This is a genomic window from Mycobacteroides sp. PCS013 (assembly GCF_049532645.1).
GTDB classification, from domain to species: Bacteria; Actinomycetota; Actinomycetes; order Mycobacteriales; family Mycobacteriaceae; genus Mycobacterium; species Mycobacterium gwanakae.
Window position 1 is genome coordinate 2595445 of sequence record NZ_CP150131.1, and the last position, 22913, is coordinate 2618357.

Consider the following 22913-nt stretch of genomic DNA (forward strand, 5'->3'; position numbering starts at 1 on the left):
CCTGATCTGCCGGTGCCTAAAACGCCGCGAGCAGCTGATTCGAATCGGCAACCGCGCCGAACACTCCGCCCTGCATGGTCACCATCTTGAGCGCGGCCACGTGATTTCCGGGATCGGTCGCGCCCGTGCAGTCCGACAGGATGAGGCATTCGAAACCGCGATCGTTGGCTTCACGCATGGTGGTGTGCACGCAGACGTCTGTCGTGATGCCCGTCAGCACGATGTATCGAATGCCGCGGGTGCGTAACACCAAATCGAGGTCGGTCGCATAGAACGCCCCCTTGCCGGGTTTGTCGATCACAGGCTCGCCCGGTAGCGGGGCGACCTCCGGCACGATCTGCCACCCCGGCTCCCCCTGCACCAGGATTCGTCCGCAGGGTCCCGCCACACCGATCTCCGCGCCGATCCTGGCCGAGCGCCACCGCTTGTTGGCCGGAAGGTCGGACAGGTCCGGCCGATGGCCCTCACGGGTATGGATAACGGTCATGCCGGCCGCGCGCGCCGCCGCGAGTACACGGGCCGTCGGTGCCAGCCCCGCCCGCGTCAGCGACAGGTCATACCCCATGGTGTCGACATATCCGCCGGGGCCGCAGAAGTCGACCTGCCAGTCGATGCACAGCACCGCGGTGTGTTCGGGGTCCACGGGACCGTCGAACGGCCACGAATACGGTTGCGCATCGACCTGTCGCGTCATACCACCACTCCCTGCTGAACGGTGCGTCGCGCCGCGATGTAGACCAGCGCAGCGGTGCCGATTCCCACGAGAGCATCCGAAAGCTGCGGCGCCCACAGGTGCGCGGCCAACGCCGACACCGCACCCGCCGCCCATGCCCCGAAGGATTCCCACCGAACGGCCGATTCGCGCACACCCATTCCGTATCTCGGCAGCACCAACTGATCGAGGATCAGCACAGTCCCGATGGGCGGGACCACAACACCCAACAGGGTCAGCCACTGCTCAAAATGCGACCACACCCCAAGCACCGCCAACAACACCCCCACTGCGCCCAGCAGCACCGCAAGCAATCGCATCTTGTGGCCTGTGAGCTGGCTCCACCCGACCGCGCCGTTGTACAGGCAATGCGTGCACACCGATCCCAGGTTGACGAAGACGAATGCGATGGATACCGGCACCAGCCAGCCACCCGCATCGATCAGCGCACCGAGGAAGTTCCCACCGTCTGTCGCGGGGGCACGGGCAGCACCCAGGGCGACGATCATGCCGCCGATCACCATCGCGATGCTGTTACCCAGCGGGAAGGCCGCGAACGACGCCCAAAAGCCTTGTCGCCCATCGCGTGACCATCGCGTGAAGTCCGCGGTCATGGTCCCCGAATCGATGAAGCAGGCGACCACCAACGTCACCGCGGCTCCCATGCTCATCGCGGCCGAGCCCGCTGCCCCGCCGTACCCAAAGGCATCTGACAGCGTCGAATTCCGCAGGGCCAGAACAATTGCCACCCCGCCAAGCAGCAGATACAACGGAGCGGCGACGAGACCGATCAGCGATAGCGCCCGGATGCCGACCAGCGTCACCGCCACATAGCCGATACCCGCGGCAAGAGCAGTCCACCGCGCGTCCCATCCGGCGCTGCCTGCCAACACCGAGCCGGTGAGACCCGTCTGAAACGCGAACCAGCCGATCACCACCGTCGCCAGGAACGCGCAGACCACGCGGTATCCGCGTCGCCCGAACGTCCCGATCGCGGTGAGCGCGAAGTTCTTTCCGGTCTTACCTGCCAGGTAGCTCAAGGCGCCCACATAGCCGGTCAGCACCGCATTCCCCAATGCGATCGCCAACATGCCGCGCCAGAATCCCACCGAGTAGACGATGAGACCGCCGAACACCGCGCAGGTCAGGATCATCGGGAATCCGAGCCACACCGCGCCGACCGAGGTCAGACTTCGGCGCGAATGGGGCGGAACCGGCTCGTTCTCATATTCGGCGGTCCCGGATTCGGGCGCATCTACGGGGATTGCGCCGGCATCTGTTGAGGCAGCGACTTCTGTGGACATCGACGCACAGGATCGTGGCGCGATGTTGCGTCCGCAGTCCGTGCCGGTTACGTGTGCGTGACGACACCCTGCCGTTCCCTGAGACCGGGCCTAGATGTGCGCGCCCCAGCCAAAGACCCGTGATGTCAACAGAACGAGGCCCAGCGACACCGCCGCCACCACAACCAAACCGATCACCGCGACCACCAGGGGACGCCAGCCGCTGCGGGCGATCTCCCGGAAGTTGGTGTTCAGTCCGACTCCGGCGAAGGTCAGCAGAAACGCCCATTTGGACACATTGACCAGATTGTTGACCTGCCCCTTGGTCAGCCATCCGAGGGTCACGACGGTGGACACCGCCAGGAACCCGAGAACGAACTTGGGAAACTTGTCCCATACGAAGGCCGCCTTGGCCTTGATCCCAGGCGCGAGGGTCTCGGCCTCACCGCGGGCCGCCCAGTACAACGCGAACCCGAGCACCACGAAGCCGATGAGTGCGTTGCGTGTGGACTTGACGACCGTCGCGATGTCACCGGCGTGCTCGGAGTACAAGCGCCCGGTGGCCACCGTCTCTGCGGTGTTGTCGACGGCCAGGCCCGCCCATAGGCCGAACTCATAGTCAGTCAGTCCGAGCCCGTGGCCGATCGCCGGAAGGGTGAACAGCGCCACCGCACCCAGCGCGAGGATGGACGCGATGGCATAGCTGACATCCGAATTGCGCGCACGGATGGCGCCCTTGGCCGCGATGATGGCCGACACCCCGCAGATCGAGGTACCGATCGCCAGTAGCGAACCCAGCTTTCCGCTCAGGCCAAACCACTTGGCCGCCAACAGAATAATGGCGCCCGCCACCGTCATGTCGATCAGGATCTGCACCAGGCTGGTGCCGCCCAGTTTGAGGACATCACCCAGCACGAAGCGCGCACCCAGCGCGACGATGCCGATCTTGAGCCAGAACTCGTATGTCTGCACACCCGGGCGGAAGATGCGGTGCAACCCGATGGTGTTGGTGATCAACAGACCGATCACAATGGCCCACAACACATATTCGATATCGGGGACGGTCCAGTGCTGCGCCTTGGCGAGGTCCTTCCACCAAATCTGCGCGTACTTGCCCAGCAAGCCCACACCGATGAGCAGCAAGATGCCTGGAATGTAGTCCAGTGGCCGCGTGGAGGTGAAGCTTGCTTCGGGGTTTTCGTACGCCTCGTCGGCGTTCTGCGTCTCGGTCTTTGAAGTCATCGAGTCACCACGGAATCTTGGGCAGCACATTGGCCACCGCGAGTAGGGCGATCACACCGGCGATGATGGTTGCCCACCAGTCGACGCCGATGCGCGCGATGAGGGAGGTTGTGGGCTGGCCCTCGGTAGGTGCCGGGGCGCCGGACTGTTCGTCGGTCACGGACCAGAATCTTCGTGGCGTGCCACCAGGCTCACAACACATCCGCTCGTATTGAATCGAGGCGGGGCCCGGGATCGAACTTGACACCCGTCAAGTACAGTCGACGGGCGCCCGCAGACAATGCCGTCGGAAGGTCTTCGCCCGTGTACCCAGGTACCCACGCCGCCCAGTTCCCCGACAAGCCCGCCGTCGTCATGGCAGGCTCCGGAGCCACCCTCACCTACGGACAATTGGACGAGCAATCCCGGCGGCTGGCCCGGTACTGGTATGACACCGGACTGCGCAAGGGCGATCATGTGGCATTGCTCAGCGATAACGTCCCCGAGGTGTTCGTTGTGTACTGGGCCGCATTGCGTTCGGGCCTCTACATCACGTCGGTCAATCACCATCTGGCGCCCGCAGAGGTCAGCTACATCGTCAACGACTCAGGTTCAACAGCACTCGTGGTCGCCGCCGGTGTGCGCGAACAGGCCGTGGCAATTCTCGACGATATTCCGGCGGTCACGCAGCGTCTCGCGTTCGGCGGCGAGGTACCCGGTTACGGGTCATACGAGGACGCCCTGGCCGGCGCCGCCGACGAACCACTGCCCTCGCAGCCCGCGGGATCGGACATGCTGTATTCCTCGGGAACCACCGGACGCCCCAAAGGCATCAAGGTTCCCCTTATGGATCGGCAGGTCGACGAACCAAATCCGTTCGCGATGCTCTTCGCTCATCTCTACGGATTCAACGCCGACACCGTGTACCTGTCACCGGCACCGATCTATCACGCCGCACCCTTGCGGTTCTGCGGCTTTGTGCAGTCGATGGGCGGCACCGCCGTGGTGATGGAACGCTTCGACGCCGATGACGCCTTGGCGGCTATCGAGAAGTACCGGATCACCCACAGCCAATGGGTACCCACAATGTTCGTGCGAATGCTCAAGCTACCCAAGGAAACCCGGCTGCGGCACGACACGTCGTCTTTGAAGGTCGCGATCCATGCCGCCGCGCCATGCCCGGTCGAGGTGAAGCATTCGATGATCGACTGGTGGGGGCCGATCCTCTACGAGTACTACTCCTCGACCGAAGGCAACGGCGTCACATTCATCGACTGCGAGAACTGGCTCAAGCGACCGGGCTCTGTCGGCAGCCCGGCACTGGGCGTGCTGCACATCTGCGATGAGGAAGGTACAGAGCTGCCAGCCAGCGAGGCCGGGCTGGTGTACTTCGAACGCGAGGAACGACCCTTCACCTATCACAATGACGACGAAAAAACCCGCAGCGCTTGCCATCCCGAGCATGACACCTGGACGACGACGGGCGATATCGGATACGTCGACGACGACGGATTCCTCTTTCTGACCGACCGCAAGGCATTCATGATCATCTCCGGCGGCGTCAACATCTACCCTCAGGAGATCGAGAACTCCCTGGCACTACACCCCCAGGTGCTGGACGTCGCGGTGATCGGAGTGCCCGATGCCGAGATGGGCGAGGCGGTCAAGGCCGTGGTGCAGCCGGCCGACCCGTCGGCCGACCAGGACACGCTGGCCGCCGAGCTGACGGAATTCCTGCGCGAACGCATCGCCCGATACAAAGTTCCCCGCAGCTTTGACTTCACCGACACCCTTCCGCGCACCCCCACCGGTAAGCTCGCCAAAGGACTTTTGCGCCAGAAGTATTGGGAAGGGGCTCGATGAGAACGGTGGCCGCGATCTGCATTGCCGGGGGGCTGCTCGCAGGGTGTTCGACACCCGCCACCCAAGAAGGGCTATCAAGCCCATCGAGTGCAACCGTTCCCGTGATTCAACCGGGCGTCATGCCCCAGCTCGTCGGCTTGCAGTGGACCGACGTGAAGCCGGTGCTGCGCAAGCTGGGCCGGGTGAGCGTAGCGACCAAAGAGGTCCCCGTGGATGATTCCCATCAGAAATCCCGGATCATCGCGCAAGATCCCGCCGCCGGAACACATCTTGAACCGGGCGCGAAGATCACCCTGACTTTCGGGATCTAAAGCCCAGCAACACTATTCAAATACTCCCGGGGTCGACCCCGTCGGAGTGAATCTGCGGTCCAACACACGCGCCAAGAGGGTGCCGTGCTGACCTCGTCCCACATCGTGAGGCCGAGTTCGCGCCGCCCTCTTCTGACGTCTGTGTCCTTGACACCACCGCGCATCCATTGCAATGCTCATAGCATTCACATACTGTCAGCATTTGAATGCATCGAGTTCACTCATCGAGGAGGATCATGGCCACCTATCCAGATCGCCCCATCGCCGGTTCCCGGATCATCATCACCGGTGCCACCAATGGGATCGGCAAGGAAATTGCCCGTGCGCTGGTGCGGCGCGGGGCGCTGCTCACGCTGGTGGCACGCGACCCCGTCAAGGCAGCCGACACAATCCGGGAGCTGGCGGCCGAGAACGGGGCGATCACCGCGCCGGAGTACATCCAGGCCGACCTCGCCGACCTGGACTCGGTGCGGGCAGCGGCCCGCGAGATCGCCGCGACGCACCCCCGGATCAACACCCTGGTGAACAACGCCGGCATCCATTCCCTGTCGAGCAAGCCCAGCGTGGACGGCTTTGACCTGATGACGGCGACCAACCACCTCGGACCGTTTCTGCTGACCAACCTGTTGCTGGAGCCGATCATCGCCGCGGATCACGCGCGCATCGTCATCACCGCGTCCGAGGCGCACCGATCATGGCCGCGCATCAACTTGGACCGTTTCGCAGAACCACGCTCCTACAACGCCATTGGCTCCGAGGTCCGGTACGGACAGTCCAAATTGATGAATATCTTGTTCACCCAGGAACTCGCGCGGCGGCTGGAGGGCACCGGGGTGACGGTCAACTGCTTCTGCCCGGGCATGGTCTCGACCGGGCTGGTTCGGGACAGCCGCATCCTCACCGCCGCGGCGGGCCTGGCCTCACGCACACCGTTCGTGCGGCGCCCCGATCAGGGAGCCCGGATGGGCATTCGGCTGGTGCTCGATGATGACCTCGCGACAATCAGCGGGCAGTTCTTCACGTCGACCCCGGGCCTGGGCGTACTGCCCGCCGTCCGGATCCGCTCCAACCAGCAGGCACAAGAGGAACTCTGGCAGCGGTCGCGCGAGTTGGTGAACCTGTAGCACCGTGTCTGCGCGGCCACCATCGCTGCCGTCCGGTACAGAGAAGGCATGCGACTGTGGTCTCTACATCCGTGCAACCTCGATGCCAAGGGGCTGGTCGCGTGTTGGCGGGAGAGTCTCCTGGCGCAGAAGGTGCTGCAAGGAGGCACCCGCGGATACCGCAACCACCCGCAGCTGGAACGGTTCACATCGCTGGCAGAGCCAGTTGCCGCCATCGGCGCCTACCTGGTCGGCCTCGCCGATGAGGCCGACCAGCGCGGCTATCGGTTCAACCGTGAGCTCATCGGTTTTCCCGCGGCCGCGTTCGAACCGTTGATCGACGTGCATCGCGGGCAACTCGCCTACGAACGCTGGCTACTGGACACCAAACTGGCCCAACGCAATCCGGAGCTTCTCGCGACTAACAGTTCCACGCGGCTGCGCCCGCACCCCATCTTTCGCCCGGTACACGGCGACATCGAAAACTGGGAGAAGGTGCTGCCCGCCTACTCCGTGTGAGTTCTCGCTACCCGGCCAGCGCGGCCGCATAGAGCGCGAGTTCATCACCCACGTTGGCGATAGGGACGGCGCCGGCAGTTTCCATCGCCGCGTCGAATCTCTCGCGCACCTCCTCGATGGTGAGATCCGTCGAGGTCACCCCGTGCGTCTCGCTGAGGAGAACCCGTGCGAAACGTCCACCACCGGCGCTGAAGCTGATACCGGAACATGGCACATCTTCGGACACCAGGAAGGCCGCGACCGGCGCCACGGCTGCCGCCGGGAAGGTTTCACGAAGCCAACCGAGCGCAGGCTCGGGCATGTTTTCCACCATCCGCGTGAACCCGACCGGGAGTAGCGCGTTCACCTTGATGCCGTACGCCGGTCCGGCGAGACCCAGATTGGTTGTCATGCCGATCATTGCGGCCTTGGCGGTCGGATAGGTGCACGCCTCCCCCTGGCCGAACATGCTGCTGGAGGAGATGTTGAGTATCCGCCCGTATCCCTGGTCCACCATCGCCTTCCACGCCGGACGCAATACATTGAACGGGCCGCGCAACTGAACACCGAGCACGGTATCGACGTCCTCGTCAGTGAGGTCGGCGAATGTCTTGATCGGGCCGACGATTCCAGCGTTGTTGATGACGACATCGACTCGCCCCCATGCGTCCAAGGCGGCGGCGACAATGGCCCGTCCGCCATCCCCGGTGGCGACGGTATTCGTGTCGGCGACGGCCTCACCACCCAGTGCGCGAATTTCGGCGACCACTGAATTGGCCGGGGTATCGGAGCTCCCGGTGCCCAACAGTTCGTCGGGTGATCCGATGTCGTTGACGAGGACCTTGGCGCCGCGACTGGCGAGCAGCAGAGCGTATTCGCGCCCAAGCCCACCACCGGCGCCGGTGACGATCGCCACCCGTCCGTCGAATCCGATGTCATTGCCCGGCTGCTCAAACATGTCATTGCCCGGCTGCTCAAACACGCATGCCTCCATCCACATTCACCTCGACGTTGAGGTGAATACTCGTCTCGATAGATACGTTATCTAAAATAACGTAACCGACACAAGGGTGGGCGGCACGAACGGACGTCTGAGCCGGGTGCCGTGAGGTGAAACGTTTAGCCCGAACGAATCGCGCGCGCCACAGGGATACCGATACTTCGTGTGTTTCCCATACGGGCCAACGGTACTCAGCCCGCCCGCTAGAGCGAAAGTGCCTCTACCAGAGCCGGCAGTGCAGTGGCAGCGGTGGCCCGCCACACGAGATCCGCGCGGTCCGAGAGATCGGTCTCCTGCGGGTTGATCTCGACAACCGTCGCCCCACGACTCAGTGCCAGCTGCGGCAGTCCCGCCGCCGGATACACGATGCCGGAGGTCCCGATGAGCAACATCAATTCACAGTTCTGCGCATGCGCGACGGCGTGACCGAACTCGACCTCGGGAAGCATCTCGCCGAACCACACTATGCTCGGCCGGACTTTTCCGCCGCAGTCGCACTCGGGCGGTGCGACCCGCTCGGACTCGGGCACGGCGACACTCACGTCAAATCCTGTCCGGCAGGTGTCGCAATGCGATTTGAGCAGGCTGCCGTGAACATGGGTGACCTCTGCACTGCCTGCACGTTCATGGAGGTCATCCACGTTCTGGGTGACAATCTTGACGTCACGGCGCGATCCCCACTGCGCCAACGCGCGGTGGCCGTCGTTGGGCTGCACCGCCATCAGCTGGATGCGCCGATTCTGATACCACGCCCACACCAGCCCAGGGTCTTCGTTCCAGGCTTCCGGTGTCGCCAATGTCATCGGGTCGTACTTCGACCACAGTCCGGTCTGCGCATCGCGAAAGGTGGGCAGCCCGCTTTCGGCGGACATGCCGGCGCCGGTGAGCACCGCGACGGTCCGCGCCTTCGCCGCGGCGGCGACCAGCTCTTCGGGTACCTCCACCTGTTTCATCAATCAAATTCTCGCCTACACCGACCAGCCAGGTCGAAAATGGGCGTTTTCCAATTATCTGGCCGAGAAATCGTCATCCATGATCTTGATTGGGCGTATGGTGCGCTCATCCCGATCACAAGGGGCCGCGCAACGGGCGCAAGCATTCGCCGCATAGTTCGATAACGCCACCTAGTGGGTGCGCACCTAGCTCTACGCAGGGGGTCAGATGACTCTCGGACAAGTATTCGATCCTCGGCAGAACGCGCTGAACGCGTGGCGGCTCGGGTTGGCGACGACCGTCATTTTGTGGCATTCCTGGCCTCTCACCGGACACCGCCTGCCGTTCCCCGCATACGAAGGGCTACTGGCACAAGTAGGTGTCGACGGCTTCTTCGCATTGTCAGGGTTCCTGATCACCGCAAGCTGGATGCGCCACCCCAGTCCGCGCGACTTCTTCATCGCCCGTGCTTTGCGCATCTTCCCCGGCTTATGGATATGCCTGGCGATCACGGCGTTCGTCATCGCCCCCGTCAGCGTCGCCATCCAAGGCGGCTCGGCAGCGAGCTTGTTGGGCTCTTCCAAACCGTTCGAGTACTTCCTCAACAACGCCATGCTCAACGTGTTCTACGCCGGTATCGACGGAACACCGCGCAACATTCCGTGGCCCGGCATCTGGAACGGGTCGATCTGGACGCTCATCTTCGAATTCGTCTGCTACATCGCGGTGGCGGCTCTGGGAATAACGGGAGCACTGAAGCGGCAATGGGTTGTTCCCGCCGCTTTCGTGTTATTCCTCTGTGCCGCAGCATATCTGTCGTATCCGGTCTTCGCGATGGAGACCATTCCGCAGATGGTGGCGCGCTTTGCGCTGATGTTCGCGGCCGGGGCGGTGCTGCACCAGTATCGAGACGCCCTGCCCGCACGATGGTCCCTTGTCGCGATATGCCTTGGCATTCTTGCGCTCTCGGGACTGACCTCCAACTATCGAGTAATCGGCGCCCTGCCATTGGCGTATGTGGTCATCGTATCCGGTGCCCTCATCCATGACACAAGACTCAACCTACGCAACGACTTGTCGTATGGCGTCTACATCTACGCATTCCCCATCCAGCAGCTGTTGGCCGTCGCGGGACTCGCCGTCCTGCCACCATTCCTGTTCTTCCTGGTTGCGACTGCACTCACCCTGCCTCTTGCGGCACTGAGCTGGTTCGTGGTGGAAAAACATGCGATGTCGCTCAAAGCTCGATTCCGGCGTGCACCCGTGCCTTGATAGGCAAACGGGTCTGCAGCACGATGGAACGATGATCGAAAAATTGACTGATATGCCGAAGGGCGTCATTGGATTCCGGGTGTCCGGCAGGCTGGCCGGCGACGAGCTACGCGAGTTCACACCGGTCATCGAACAATCACTGGCGTCAGATGAACTGCGGATCGTTGAGGTCATCGCCAGCGACTACGAGGGTTTTGGCCCAGGCGGGCTGGCCGAAGACCTGAAACTGGGCTTCGGGATGCTTTTCCAGCGCCATTCGGCCTTCAAAAAGATCGCCGTGGTGACTGACAAGGAATGGGTGGCGCACACCTTGCACGCGCTCTCGTGGATGGTTCCCGGGGAGATCGCGTTGTTCGGCCTGGACGAGCTGGATCGCGCCAAAGCATGGGCCGCACACTGAAGCTCATCGGGTTGCAGCCGCTCACGAGACACCTTGCGGGCCGCAGTATCGAGAAGGTGCCAGCCACTCACTGGATCCAGTGCGGGATCTGCCGGACCAACGCCGCCCACATCGGGGACACCCACTAAGCTTCCGCAATCGGAGACGAGCAGGTTTCCCGGAATCAGATCGCCATGACGGGTCACATCGGCGTCAGCACCGCGCGGCAATTCACGCATCTGTTCCCACATCTGCCGCAAGCGCGGCACATCCAGCAGCCCGACGCTGCGCCCGAAACAGGTTTGCATCCACTTATCGTGAGCAGTGAGCGCACCTCCGCGACCAGAGCCCTCGAGCCTCTGGCCGGCAGCCGCAATCAAGCGCACTTCGGCGACGAACTCAGCCAGATCCTGGGCAAACTGCTCCGAGTCGCTTGGATCGCGATCGGTGGCGACGGCACCGGGCAGCCAAGTTTGCACCATCCACGGCAATCCATAATCCGGCCCGGAAGCGCCGATCACTACCAGCGGCGGTGTTGGAAATCGAGCCTGCCCAAGCAGTTTCGCCGCAGCATCGGACTCGGCCTGCATCTGCTGCAACACCGCGTCAGGATCTTCACCCTGCAACGGAAGGCGCGCCGCAAGCTACTCACCGATACGAAAAATCGTGTTGACTGTTCCAGCGCCCGGCACACCCGATTGGCAGACCCCGCCACTGAGGCAACTGGGCATCGATCAAAGCCCGCACGACTGACGAGGTGACTCACCTCGCCAGCATGCATATCCACAGCCCGCAGCATTCGCCCCATAACTCCTAACCGCAACCCAATAACCAAGCCAGGTGGGTCAGTTTTCCGGATGCGCTGAGGGTCAGTTTTCACAAACCGTTGACAGTCCTGATCATTTCCGTCAATCCGACTCTCGCAATATGTCAGACGCAGACTCTGGCGGCACCGGCGAGATTTCGGGCGCTACCGGAACACCCCGACTGACGAGCTCCTCGAACGCACGCCTGCGGATAGCTCGTTCGAGCTCCTGCTGTCTGACACTCTCAACCCACGCGCGATCCTCGTCGCTCAGCCCGGAAATATCGCTGTACTCAACTGGGATATCGTCGGAGTTTCCTCGACAATGACCGGAAGGCATTTTTAGGCAACCTCTTTCGACGCCATGCTAGTTGCACCCGTCTTCACTCTCGAATGCGGCGCGGCCGATTTGGCGTAACACCGCCCCAGAGCGGTTCGCATCGCCCACCTTCGGGGACGACCCGCGACCGAAGACTCAACCTCAATCCCCTTTGCCATTGCCAGCCGTAGCTCGATTGACTGAACTGCGAGCAAGCCCCGGTGGCTACAGCGGTATCCAGCTCGGCCACCAAGGCGGGATGCAGTCGTAGCTATCGGTGTATGGATGGTGACGCACCGACACTGTTATCCAAACGGCCACAACAGCTGTGACGAGAGCCCCGAAGGCAGCGAGCGCGACGGACCATCTGACTGGTATTCGGCGCAACACCGCGTACACGACACCAGATGCCAGGGCAACTATGAAGAAGGTCCGGGTAACCTCACCGAATATGAGCTCAAATCCCCGCGAGCTTGCGTTAACACCAAAGCGGCAGTTGCCCCAGATTTCCCTCAACAGTACGTAGACTGAGTAGGCGCCGATTCCCCCCAACAGCGGACCTAACCACCAGCTGGCCCAGCGCATCACCGGACATATCTGATCTACGGAATCGACTGTTTCGCCCCTCGCGAATGCTCTGACAACCGAACAATCGACGCTATTCGCTCTACTCATTTTCAACGCATTGGTTCCCGGCGCGACTGACGGTCGGCGTGATAGCTGATCGAGCTGTGGCCACCAGCAGCACGCGCCTCCCGATCGCCGAAGAGACCGGACGTCCTTCCGGGCAGGCTCCGCGCACTGACAAATCAGCATCCGGTTTGATAGGCAACCCATCAAACCTCGTACGGATCCCCACAACCACGAACTATAGCGAATGTGAGCAACCTGTCGAGGAATGGGCGCACTTGTGCTCGAAGACTCGGCACGGCATTGGTCGTCGTCGAACTCAGCAGTGAGTGAGCGTGTCTATCTGTCACTCCGTCTCGTAGTAAATCAGCACCCCTACGGGTACCGTCAACGCTGACGCGATAACTAGCCCCAATGGGCAAACAGCAGGGCTGACCGCGCAGCCGCCACAACGTTTAGATAGCTGTGGCTTGGCCAGTCTGTCGTTGGGTCGCATAATCGGTTCGCTTTACCTGGCTGGCCTGCCTGCCAATCTATTCGTGACAGATATGGAATCCGGGTGACTGAACGCACCGCGCAATGACCGCGTTAACAGTCCAGACCCGGGGCGATGGAGCCTCGACACTATCCTCGGGCGGAAACTTCAGTCGCTGTATAGCCCGACACAAACCTGCCGGCGGTGGTGCCGAGCCGGTCATCCAGCTACCTGTTCATAACGACCACAAGAGCCCCCACAGCTATCCTCAAGAATGCGAGCAATCGGACTAGGGGGGCACTGCCGTGGAAGACATCGGCTCGGCAACTGATGAGTCGTCGGTGACAATGGCGCCGTCCTGGCGCAAACTCATCCTGCCGCGGCGCGGCGATCCGCCGATTTCGATACGTCCCGTCGACGAGGACGCCATAGCCCGGATAAGGAACACGACCTTCGAGACCAGGCGTGCGGATATCGAGGCGATGCTCGGGTACCACCGGACGTTTCCCGAGCCCGCCGAGGCCGGACGCCGCTACCTCGCCGGGCAGCCGGATCCACTCGGCGCCGCTGCGGTGGCACGCCTGAACCTGGTAGATGGCATCAAGCCTGCCGACTACGCGGACCTGTGGATCTCCGAGCACGGTCTTGCCTTGGCATTACGGACGGCCGTCCAGCTGGCCGGCGGCCCCCCTTTGTTCAGCATGTGGAGTTCAGCGGATTCGCCTGTTCCCGACGTATGGAGCCACGTGCGGATCGAATGTTTCGATGTGGCGCAGCGACTACGCGAGCGCCTAACCCTCGTAGGCGACGACGAATACCGGCGGGCGGTGCATGCTATCTCCCCTGCCCGCATCTCGGATAAGACGAAATGCGTGGCGGCATTTATGTTCCCGACGGAGACACAATGGGTTTCCGAGGCCTGCAAGGAGCCAATCGGGCTAGTTGAGAATCGCTCTCGGCTAGAGCTGCTGACAAGTGTCTCCTCGATTGACATGGTCTGCGAGCTGCTTTTCCACGACACCGGCTGGGACTCGTATTACCAGGATTATCGGCGGATTCTGCCCACACTGGTGGACCGGTTCGGGCCGGCCCTAGTTCCCGTTCTCGATCGTATTCTCGACGGGTACCTGTCGAAGGGGCGCGCCAGGGTGGTTTCCGAGGCGCTGGCCTGCCTTCCCGGTGACGACGCCTTCGCGGCATTGCTGCGGCATGCCAACAAACCTGGGGTGCGACAGTCGGTGGAGCTGGCGATGGCCCGCTTCCCGATGCGCGCCGCGGACCAGCTGGCAGGGCGCCACGACCCCGCATCGGCCGAGCTGCTCGCCATGCATCTGGCGTTACGCCCACATCTGGGTGCCCGACTGCCGCAGGGTTCTGTTCCCGCGCCAGACGCCGGCGCGACCACAGACGCCGCGGAACTGCCCGAGCTGCTGGTCTCCCCGCCTTGGAGCAGAAAACAGCCGAAGGTCAAACCTGTCGTGCTCGGTGAGCTACCCACACCTCCGGATGCCGAACTATGCTGGAACCCAGATGAATTAGAGAAGCTGCGGAATTTTCCCGAACATGAACCGCGGTTGGGCACGCGGACTTGGGGCGATCTGGAAGCCGACGGCGAACAGGGCAAGCTGTCCGGCACCGACTTCCAATCGATTCTGCTCAACGGTCCAGTGGAACTGGCCCACAAGCTCGTCGAGGACCGCTGGGTGCCCCTTTGGTGTTTTTCGCCGGGCTATTGGTTTCCTGCGGCCCTGCACCGACACGGACCGGCACTCGGCGCTCTGGCCACCCAGATGGCCGAGAAGGAACCGGAGGCCGCGTCGGCGCTCTTGGGACCGATCATTACTCGCGAGGTTGCCGAGAACCAAGCTCTCTGGCTCGCCGGAAGACGTCGACTCCTAGCCATCGCCGCGCGAACCTACTTCCGCAGGCACGGAGCCGCCGTAGCCCCGATGTTGGTGCCCGCGGCGTTGGGCCCGCTGGGCGCCCTTCGCGAGAGCGCCCAGCTCGCACTGCGGTACTTGGCTCGCACCGACAGCTCGACTGCGGTCATCGAGTCGAGCCGCCATTACGGCGATGCCGCCGCCACCGCTATCGGCGCAATCATCGAACTCGACCCCATGCTAGTCCTGCCGAAACGGATTCCTTCCGTGCCGGATTGGGCCGCAGGGGCACTGTTGACGCCCGTCACGCTCACCGATGGAACGCCACTGCCGACCGCGAGCGTGAACGCCATCGTCGTCATGCTGATGATGTCGAGCCCCGATCATCCCTACGCCGGGCTCACCGCCATCGCCGAAATCTGCGACACCGTGACACTGCGCGCGCTGACATGGTCGCTACACGAGGCATGGGACCGCATTGGCGCACCCGTACGCCATTCCTGGGCGCTCGACGCACTGGCCTGGTTTGCCGACGACGAGACGGTCGATCGGCTCAACGACATCATCCGGCGCTGGCCCGCACTGGGACGCAGCGCCAGAGTCCCCCACGGACTGGACGTGCTGGCCAACATCGGCTCTGACCACGCTCTGCTCACCATCTATCGCATCTCTCAGCGCGAGCGCTCAAAGCCACTGAAAGAAAGGGCAAAAGGCAAGATACGGGAGATCGCGTTGAGCCGGTCACTGTCGGCGGAGCAGATGGCGGACCGCCTGGTACCCGACCTTGGCCTCAGCGACGCCTCAGCCCTGGCACTGGACTACGGCAGCCGGGTATTCACGGTCCGATTCGACGAACGGCTGCAGCCCGTGGTGACCAACGAATCAGGTACCGCGTTGAAGGCCCTACCCAAACCAGGTAAGGGCGATGACGCCGTCCGCGCCGAAGACTCCTACCGTCACTTCTCGGCGCTGCGCCGACAGGTGCGCACCGTGGCGAAGGAACAACTGCGCCGATTCGAAGACGCCATGGTTCACGAACGACGTTGGAGCGTTGAGGAATTCGAATCACTGTTCGTGTCGCATCCGCTGCTGATCCATGTCGTCAGACGCCTGCTGTGGGCCGCATTTTCACCAACCGGGGAAGTCAGTCTCTTCCGGGTGGCCGAGGACCGGACCCTTGCCGACGACAATGACGCCCTGATATCCCTCGCGCCGTCCCACGCCGTGGGCATCGCGCATCCACTCCACGCCCCTGAGCATATGGCCACCTGGGGCAGGATGTTCGCCGATTACGAGCTGCTGCAGCCCTTCCCGCAGATCAACCGGCCGGTGGTCAAAGCTACCGAGCAGGATCTGCGGGAGCAGGAGCTCTCCAGATTTGCGCAGGCCACGGCAAAGACGTTCTCACTCACTGCGCTCAGCAGCCGGGGATGGGAGATCGGCGAGATGATCGACGGTCCATTCCGCCGCCAGATCTCGCGGTCTGCGCCCAGTGGCCGCATCGTCGATATCTGGCTCGACCCAGGCATTCCTGCCGATCCACGGGAGATCGAAACCCAAGAAATATCGGTGCGACTGGATCGAGGCACGTTCGCCGACACAGGTCTGGTGTTCGCTTCGGAAATCATTATCGACGTGACGGGAGCAACTGCACAATGACCCCATTTTCCTTGCCGGACAAGTGGCTCAACCGGGTGATCCCGTGGCGCGGGTGGGACCGGCCGCAGGCCCTCAAACCGATCGAGAGGGTCAGCGCGCGAGATTGCTTTGAAGCCCAATCGGTGGAGATCGACAAGGAGCTGGCCCGGTCGTCCACCACCGATCAGGTCCGCGACAGTATCAGCGAATGTGATTGGGATAGACCCGATCTCAAGCTCGCACTACCGGCATTGCTAGGGTTTTCCGGGTCGGTCGGCCTGCTCGCCTGGACCTTGGACACCTACGGAACCACCCCGGCGATTCAGGCCTGGGCGCAGTCCACGCATTTCGGTTCCTGGTACCGGGGGCTGACGTACCAGCCGGACCCCGCGGTGTCCTGGCGAACCGCGCAGCCCGAGTTGCTGCGGCGGACCCTCGCCACACTGCCCGAATCGGAATACCGCCTCGCGGTCACCGAGCTTCGCGATCCTGCGATTCATCCCGTGCACGCGGCCTATATCGCCCCCACCGAACCGGACCTGATCGACGCCGCGCTAGCCCTAACACCAATAGACCATCTGAGCTTCAACCTGCTGCTGTGCACCGTGAAGACACAATCGCAAGTACATGAGCTCGTGGTAAACACGCCTACCATCTACACCCGACTGAGCAGCATGCCCAGCTTCGCGACTGCTGCGGTGCGCGCCGGCACCGCGGTAACCGAGGCGATCGCAGCCGCCTTCAAAAACGAGGCGGACACCGACGGGCGTGTCGAGCTAATGGACCTCCTCGCCCACTGCCCGACACCCGAAGCATTCCGGCAGCTTCTCGGATACGCCGGCGCCCGAGGCGGCTACGGCGCCATCCGATCCGCTCTCGAGCGCCACCCGAGTATCGGTCTACCTGCGCTGGCTCACTCAGGAACCGAAGCCGCGGCAGTCGAGCTGCAGGCCTACGTGCTCACCCAGCCCGAGCAGATAGCCACGGCGTTGCCCGCGCTGGACGATGCGACCAGGGCAACCATCGAGAAGATCACGGCAATGCAAGATGCCCTGCCCGAATCCGACTCGCCACCAACGATTCTCCTGAATCCACCGTGGATCGGCCGGAAGAAGGCCGCCAAACCGCCGGTATTCGAGCTGCAAGCTGAGCTGGCCGTAGCCTTTCATTGGCCGCCGGGAGAACGCGAGCGTCTTTTGGCCAGGCAGCCCACCTTCCGGTTCACACCGCAGTACATGCCGTCCTGGCAGCGCCTCGCCGAAGGCGGTTACTCGGATTGGCAGATGGAAGGGGCACTGGTCGAGCTTTCTGGCGATGATGCGTTGGCGTTGGTGCGTCACTGGGCACCAACTGCCCGTTACTGGGATGCGGGATGGCTGCCCTATGCGCTGGCGCGCTTCGGCACGGATGCCTACGCCGCCGCCGTACGTGCGCTCGACAAGAGCGCGGTGGCGGCCGCCTACACGCTGATTCCGGTGCGCAGTCACGAGGTGGCGCACCGGATGGCCGAATTCCTGCTGCGCCGCGGCAAACTCCGCACCGTTGCCCTGGATTGGCTTCGCTGTCACGGGCTGGACGCCGTGGCGTATCTGGTACCTGCTGCGCTGGGCAAGGCGGGAGCCCGTCGCCGGGGTGCCGAGGCGGCATTGCGCCGTCTGGCGGCGGATCACTCGCGGGTGGAGATCGTCGACCGTGCGCGCAGCTATGGCGAGGAGCCCGCCGCCGCCATCGCGGTGCTGCTGGACACGGACCCCCTCACCATCTTGCCCGCCAGGATCCCCGCTCTTCCCCCTTGGCTTGCACCGCAGCTACTTCCGCAGGTCAGGCTGTCCGGACGGCAATCGGCGTTGCCGCGGGAGCTGGTTCCGGCCCTGATCACCATGTGTCAGCTCGGCGATGCCGACGCGCGCTACCCCGGGTTGGAAACCGTGGCCGCACTATGCGATCCGGGATCGCTGGCGCAGTGGGCGTGGGCACTCTTCCAGCAGTACCGCCGGATGGACTATTCCAGCAAGGATGTGTGGGTTCTGCGCCTGCAGGGTTGGCTGGGCGATGACGACACGGTGCGTTCCCTCTCACCACTGATCCAGGCCTGGCCGGGAGAAAGCGCACACCAGCGCGCGGTTGCCGGTCTGGACGTCCTCTCCGACATCGGGACCGATGTCGCGCTCATGCACCTCTACCGCATTTCGCAGAAGGTACCGTTCAAGGCCCTGCGGGCCAAGGCCGCCGACAAGATCGAGCAGATCGCCGACGAACTGGAGCTGACCCCCGAGCAACTGGGCGACCGGCTCGTCCCGGATTTCGGTTTGTCCCCGCAAGGTACGGCCACGCTCGACTTCGGGCCCCGACAGTTCATCGTCGGATTCGACGAGAGCCTCAAGCCCTACCTCACCGACGCCGACGACAAGCCGCGCAAGGCTCTGCCCAAGCCCGCGGCCACCGACGACCCGGACCTAGCGGCCGCAGCCACCAAACAGTTCTCGGCCCTGAAGAAGGACGTGCGGGGCGCGGCCTCCGATCAGATCGCCCGGCTGCAGCGCGCCATGCGGTATCAGCGCCGCTTCGACGCCGCGGACTTCCGCGCCTACTTCGTGTCCCATCCCCTGGTCGGCGTGCTGGTACGTCGGCTGGTCTGGGGTACCTACGAGACCGCAGAGCCCAATTCGCCACTGCTGCAGAGCTTCCGGGTCGCCGAGGACAACTCCTTCGCCGACGCCGAAGACAATCCGTTCGAATTGGACGAAAACGCTGTCGTCGGCGTGGTGCATCCCGCCCAGCTGTCCGCCGAGCTGCTGGCCGCCTGGTCCGAGTTGTTCGCGGACTACGAACTGCTGCAACCATTTCCGCAACTGAGCCGTCCGGCATACCGACTCACCGACTCCGAGAAGTCCACCAACGTCCTATCCCGGTTCGACAAGCTGACGGTGCCGTCGCGCGTGCTGCTCGGCCTAGCCAAACAGGGCTGGAACCGTGACACCCCCGCCGATGCGGGGGTGCAGAACAGCGTCATCCAGACCCTGCCCTCGGGTGCCGAGGTGAGCATCGACCTCGATCCGGGAATTCCGGTGGGCGAACCCGACATGCTGGGAGACCAGACCATCCAGCGGGTCTGGCTGTCGTCCGGGACTTACGGTGATATCGACCCCGTACTCATTTCCGAAATCCTGGCGGACCTGACGGAACTGGAGCGGCACCGACCATGACTGACGCGAGAGGACCACTGTGACAAGTGATATGCAGAGGCCACCGGCCGAGATCCGGTACGCCGAGGAACTGCGGCGGCTGCGCGACAACGACCCCGACGACCGGCCGCCCGGCTGGGCGCTGAGCATGCGAACGGCCAGAGCCTTCATTCTCGGCGACCGCAAGCTCGGTATCGAGCGCAAATTCGTCGGCGATCCCTCCCTGATTGATCGAGCGCTGGTCACCCTGGCCACCAACCGCGGTCTCATGTTGGTGGGCGATCCGGGAACCGCAAAATCCTGGCTGTCCGAACTGATCGCAGCCGCCGTCACCGGCGAGTCCACCTTTGTCATCCAGGGTGGCGCCGCCACCACCGAGGATCAGATCAAGTACTCGTGGAACTACGCGATGCTACTGGCACAGGGGCCCAGCCCGGATTCGGTGGTACCGGCTCCTCTGCTATCAGCCATGCGCACCGGCAAGGTGGTGCGCTTCGAGGAAATCACGCGCTGTCCCTTGGAAGTTCAGGACAGTCTGCTCTCGGTACTCTCCGAGCGCGTGTTGGCCATACCGGAACTGCACGGCGCCGACGGGCTGGTTTTCGCACGGGCCGGCTTCAACGTGATCGCCACCGCGAACACCCGGGACCGTGGCGTCAACGAGATGAGTGCCGCGCTCAAGCGACGCTTCAACTTCGAGACGGTGTTTCCGATCAGGGATATGGAGACCGAGCTGGCCCTGGTCACCACCGAGTCTGCCCGGATGCTCGCGGAGTCCGGCGTCACGATCGCTCAGAGCCCCGACGTGCTGGAGATCCTGGTGACGATATTCCGCGAATTGCGGACGGGCCGAACCGCTGACGGCACCCCCATCGAATCGCTCAGCTCCGTGATGAGCACCGCCGAGGCCGTGTCGGTGGCGCACGCCGTCGGTATCCGAGGCTGGTTCCTGCGCCGCGAGGCCGGGTCTGCCGCCGATATCGTGGAGGCTATCTCCGGCACCGCCGTCAAGGACAACGCCGATGACCTCACCAAGGTGCGCACCTACATCGACCATCACACCGCCCGGCGAAACGGAAAGGCCTGGAAGGACTTCTATCAGGCCCGACACCTACTGAGCGCCGATTGACCGTCCACTTCATCGGGGTTCGCCACCACAGCCCGGCATGTGCCCGGCTGGTGCGCGACGTGATCCACAACGTCTCTCCGGCTTACGTTCTCGTCGAAGGCAGCGCCGACTTCAACGATCGAATCGACGAGTTGCTGCTGGGACACCGATTGCCGATCGCCCTGTTCAGCTTCCTTACCGGCCCTAACGTCCACCGGATGATCTGGGCACCGTTTTGCGACTACTCCCCGGAATGGGTGGCACTGACCACGGCCAAGGCCGTCGGCGCCGAGTTCCGGTTCATCGACCTTCCGGCCTGGCATAACGCCTTCGAGGAAAGAACCAACCGCTACTCCGATGCCGATGCCCGGCATATTGCCGTCACCTCCCGGCTGTGTGCGGAGTTCGGGATGGACAACAACGACGTGCTGTGGGATCACCTCGTCGAGGTGCCCGGAGCCGAGTACCACACCCTGGCCCGGTATTTCGACACCCTGCGCGGGGACGCGCGGGGTGGGGACTCAGATGCGGCCCGCGAGGAGTACATGGCCCAGTGGATTTGCGCCGCAAAATACTTCGCTCGTGGACGCCCCATCGTGGTGGTGACCGGAGGGTTTCACCGACCGGCGCTCGTTTCACTCACCGCCGAACGCGATGATCTGGCGCAATGGCCCGCGGTACCCCCGCCCCCGGAGGGCCACCGCGTCGGCAACTACCTCATCCCTTATTCCTACCGGCGCCTCGACGCGTTCTCGGGCTATCAGTCTGGTATGCCCTCGCCGGGCTACTACCACCACGTATGGCACGACAGTGCCGAAGCGGCCGGCCAGCGGCTCATCGCGGATGTCGCCGGCCGGCTGCGCGAACGTCATGTCCCCGTCTCCACCGCGGATCTGATTGCGGCCCAGTCCCTCTCCGAGGGCCTAGCCCGGCTGCGCGGACATCCCGTACGCGCCCGCACCGACATCCTCGACGGGTTGGCAGCCGCCCTGATCACCGAAGACTTACCGGCTCCGCTGCCGTGGGCCGCCCGCGGTGTGCTGCAGACCGGAACCCATCCCGCCGTCCTGGAAATGCTCGCAGTCCTCACCGGCACCGCCCACGGCGAGCTTCATCCCGACACCCCGTTGCCGCCACTGGTACCCGATGTCGAGCGACTGCTCGCCGAACATGATCTGACGCCGCCTCGTGAGCTCCGGCTGACCCTGACCGTCGAGGCGGACCTGGACCGCAGCCACATTCTGAATTGTCTTCGGGTGCTGGGTATCCCGGGATTCGAGCGCATTTCGGGGCCCACCGCGGGCACCGACCCGGCGACCACGGAACGCTGGGCATTGCAGATGCGGGATACCCAACTTCCCAAACTCCTGGAGGCCGGCGCCCATGGCGCTACCCTCGGCGCTGCCGTGGCACATGTGTTGCGTGAATCGGTGGCCGATGGCGGCACGACACCGGCCACGCTCGGCCCGGCACTGTTCGATGCCGTGCTCTGCGGCAGCGACGAGGTGCTCGGCGAGCTCGTGCCCCCCGCCGCCCAGGCCATCGCCGACAGTTACGACCTGGGCGGGCTCGGTACCTTCCTGTCCGCGCTGCTGGCCTTGTGGCGCCACGACTGGATCTACCAGGTCCGCCACCACGACCGGTTTCCGCCGCTGGTCGCGGCCGCAGCACGCAGGATCGAATGGCTGGCCGAGTCGGCCCGCGCACGCACACGCGACGCCGATCGCAGCGAAGTCGCCGCCCTCGCGGCCGTCTGCGATGCACTGACGCACGCCGGTGAGGCGGCCGCCCTCGACAGACCCACCTTCCTGGGCACCATGGAACGCATCAGCCGAGACCCACAGGCCCCACCCGATCTGCGCGGTGCGGCCCTGGGTGCCCGCTGGCGGCTGGACGACGAGGCTGCCGTCGATCCGGTGGACATGGTGCGGGCCATGAGCATGCCCGAGACCCTCGGAGACTTTCTCGTCGGCATGTTCGGTCTTGCGCGAGAACAGGTTCTGCACACTCAGGACGGTTCGGGATTCGACGTACTCAGCGCCGTGGACCACATCGTCGAGGATATGGCCGAACGCGATTTCCTTTCGGCCCTGCCCGCCGTGCGCCAGGCCTTCGAGTACTTTCCGCCGCGCGAGCGCGCCCGCATCGCCGACCGGATACTGGTGGCGCGTGGCCGGACGGCCGGAGGCCGGGCATTCGTGCGCACAGAGTCCGATCCCGCGTTGCTGGCCTATGCCGCGAGGATCGAGGAGCGCGTCGACAACCTGCTATCGGAAGTGGGGCTGAACCCGTGAACCA

15 protein-coding genes and 3 pseudogenes are annotated in these 22913 nt (G+C 63.8%); 11 read left to right on the forward strand and 7 right to left on the reverse strand.

The window, feature by feature from the left end; translation table 11 throughout:
• Positions 1-16: 16 nt before the first annotated feature.
• From RHO23_RS12775 to RHO23_RS12790, 4 genes are all read right to left on the reverse strand, one after another.
• Entirely contained in the window at positions 17-694 is a 678-nt protein-coding gene (locus RHO23_RS12775; protein ID WP_057967718.1) for a cysteine hydrolase family protein, read from the reverse strand.
• Positions 691-2016 (reverse strand): cytosine permease, encoded by a 1326-nt coding sequence (locus RHO23_RS12780; RefSeq protein ID WP_070914975.1) that lies wholly within the window; start codon positions 2014-2016, stop codon positions 691-693. Before RHO23_RS12780 ends, RHO23_RS12775 begins: the two co-directional genes overlap by 4 nt.
• 90 nt (positions 2017-2106) lie before the next feature.
• Entirely contained in the window at positions 2107-3237 is a 1131-nt protein-coding gene (locus tag RHO23_RS12785; protein ID WP_070914978.1) for a YeiH family protein, read from the reverse strand.
• A 4-nt stretch (positions 3238-3241) separates the two neighbouring features.
• On the reverse strand, positions 3242-3397 hold the full coding sequence (locus RHO23_RS12790; protein WP_044105233.1) for a hypothetical protein: 156 nt from the start codon (positions 3395-3397) through the stop codon (positions 3242-3244).
• Positions 3398-3540: 143 nt separating this feature from the next.
• Here RHO23_RS12790 and RHO23_RS12795 point away from each other — a divergent pair, with 143 nt between their 5' ends.
• The 4 genes from RHO23_RS12795 to RHO23_RS12810 all read left to right on the forward strand — a co-directional run bounded on the left by RHO23_RS12795 (position 3541) and on the right by RHO23_RS12810 (position 7012).
• The gene (locus tag RHO23_RS12795) at positions 3541-5079 is read left to right on the forward strand and encodes an acyl-CoA synthetase (RefSeq protein ID WP_423487849.1); all 1539 of its coding nucleotides are present in this window, start codon (positions 3541-3543) and stop codon (positions 5077-5079) included.
• 119 nt (positions 5080-5198) lie between these two features.
• A complete protein-coding gene (locus RHO23_RS12800) occupies positions 5199-5390 on the forward strand; it encodes a PASTA domain-containing protein (RefSeq protein ID WP_064410396.1) in 192 nt (63 codons plus the stop codon).
• Between the two features lie 236 nt (positions 5391-5626).
• The gene (locus tag RHO23_RS12805; RefSeq protein ID WP_423487850.1) at positions 5627-6514 is read left to right on the forward strand and encodes an SDR family NAD(P)-dependent oxidoreductase; all 888 of its coding nucleotides are present in this window, start codon (positions 5627-5629) and stop codon (positions 6512-6514) included.
• A 48-nt stretch (positions 6515-6562) separates the two neighbouring features.
• Positions 6563-7012, forward strand: a complete 450-nt coding sequence (locus RHO23_RS12810; RefSeq protein ID WP_423487851.1) for a pyrimidine dimer DNA glycosylase/endonuclease V — start codon at positions 6563-6565, stop codon at positions 7010-7012.
• A 7-nt stretch (positions 7013-7019) separates the two neighbouring features.
• On the opposite strand, the gene RHO23_RS12815 is transcribed toward RHO23_RS12810, so the two are convergent.
• Positions 7020-7949: an SDR family NAD(P)-dependent oxidoreductase gene (locus RHO23_RS12815; protein WP_423489228.1), complete on the reverse strand. Its 930-nt coding sequence runs from the start codon at positions 7947-7949 to the stop codon at positions 7020-7022.
• 245 nt (positions 7950-8194) lie between these two features.
• Positions 8195-8944, reverse strand: a complete 750-nt coding sequence (locus tag RHO23_RS12820; RefSeq protein ID WP_264921968.1) for an SIR2 family NAD-dependent protein deacylase — start codon at positions 8942-8944, stop codon at positions 8195-8197.
• Between the two features lie 208 nt (positions 8945-9152).
• Between RHO23_RS12820 and RHO23_RS12825 the strand changes: the two genes are divergently transcribed.
• Together RHO23_RS12825 and RHO23_RS12830 are read left to right on the forward strand one after the other, a co-directional pair.
• Positions 9153-10196 (forward strand): acyltransferase family protein, encoded by a 1044-nt coding sequence (locus RHO23_RS12825; RefSeq protein ID WP_070915015.1) that lies wholly within the window; start codon positions 9153-9155, stop codon positions 10194-10196.
• A 31-nt stretch (positions 10197-10227) separates the two neighbouring features.
• Positions 10228-10596 (forward strand): STAS/SEC14 domain-containing protein, encoded by a 369-nt coding sequence (locus RHO23_RS12830; protein WP_423487852.1) that lies wholly within the window; start codon positions 10228-10230, stop codon positions 10594-10596.
• A 95-nt stretch (positions 10597-10691) separates the two neighbouring features.
• Here RHO23_RS12830 and RHO23_RS12835 read toward each other — a convergent pair.
• Positions 10692-11165: pseudogene (locus tag RHO23_RS12835) on the reverse strand (phosphotransferase); the annotation flags it as partial.
• A 4278-nt stretch (positions 11166-15443) separates the two neighbouring features.
• On the opposite strand from RHO23_RS12835, the pseudogene RHO23_RS12840 reads away from it, so the two are divergent.
• The 5 genes and pseudogenes from RHO23_RS12840 to RHO23_RS12860 all read left to right on the forward strand — a co-directional run.
• Positions 15444-16058 (forward strand): annotated as a pseudogene (locus RHO23_RS12840) (DUF4132 domain-containing protein); the annotation flags it as partial.
• Between the two features lie 69 nt (positions 16059-16127).
• A pseudogene (locus RHO23_RS12845) lies at positions 16128-16343 on the forward strand (hypothetical protein); the annotation flags it as partial.
• Positions 16340-19528 carry a DUF4132 domain-containing protein gene (locus RHO23_RS12850; protein ID WP_423487853.1) on the forward strand — a complete coding sequence of 1063 codons (3189 nt, stop codon included), beginning with the start codon at positions 16340-16342 and terminating at the stop codon, positions 19526-19528. The pseudogene RHO23_RS12845 and the gene RHO23_RS12850, both read left to right, overlap by 4 nt.
• A 19-nt stretch (positions 19529-19547) precedes the next feature.
• On the forward strand, positions 19548-20636 hold the full coding sequence (locus RHO23_RS12855) for an ATP-binding protein (RefSeq protein WP_423487854.1): 1089 nt from the start codon (positions 19548-19550) through the stop codon (positions 20634-20636).
• Positions 20633-22909 (forward strand): DUF5682 family protein, encoded by a 2277-nt coding sequence (locus RHO23_RS12860; protein WP_423487855.1) that lies wholly within the window; start codon positions 20633-20635, stop codon positions 22907-22909. The genes RHO23_RS12855 and RHO23_RS12860 overlap by 4 nt, the downstream gene beginning before the upstream one ends.
• Positions 22910-22913: the final 4 nt, after the last annotated feature.

Bases quoted from the DNA above. Each gene is read 5' to 3' on its own strand.
- RHO23_RS12825 (WP_070915015.1), top strand. From the start codon at position 9,153: ATGACTCTCGGACAAGTATTCGATCCTCGGCAGAACGCGCTGAACGCG.
- RHO23_RS12775 (WP_057967718.1), bottom strand. From the start codon at position 694: ATGACGCGACAGGTCGATGCGCAACCGTATTCGTGGCCGTTCGACGGT.
- RHO23_RS12785 (WP_070914978.1), bottom strand. From the start codon at position 3,237: ATGACTTCAAAGACCGAGACGCAGAACGCCGACGAGGCGTACGAAAAC.
- RHO23_RS12850 (WP_423487853.1), top strand. From the start codon at position 16,340: ATGACCCCATTTTCCTTGCCGGACAAGTGGCTCAACCGGGTGATCCCG.
- RHO23_RS12800 (WP_064410396.1), top strand. From the start codon at position 5,199: ATGCCCCAGCTCGTCGGCTTGCAGTGGACCGACGTGAAGCCGGTGCTG.
- RHO23_RS12810 (WP_423487851.1), top strand. From the start codon at position 6,563: ATGCGACTGTGGTCTCTACATCCGTGCAACCTCGATGCCAAGGGGCTG.
- RHO23_RS12805 (WP_423487850.1), top strand. From the start codon at position 5,627: ATGGCCACCTATCCAGATCGCCCCATCGCCGGTTCCCGGATCATCATC.
- RHO23_RS12815 (WP_423489228.1), bottom strand. From the start codon at position 7,949: ATGTTTGAGCAGCCGGGCAATGACATCGGATTCGACGGACGGGTGGCG.
- RHO23_RS12830 (WP_423487852.1), top strand. From the start codon at position 10,228: ATGATCGAAAAATTGACTGATATGCCGAAGGGCGTCATTGGATTCCGG.
- RHO23_RS12780 (WP_070914975.1), bottom strand. From the start codon at position 2,016: ATGTCCACAGAAGTCGCTGCCTCAACAGATGCCGGCGCAATCCCCGTA.
- RHO23_RS12820 (WP_264921968.1), bottom strand. From the start codon at position 8,944: ATGAAACAGGTGGAGGTACCCGAAGAGCTGGTCGCCGCCGCGGCGAAG.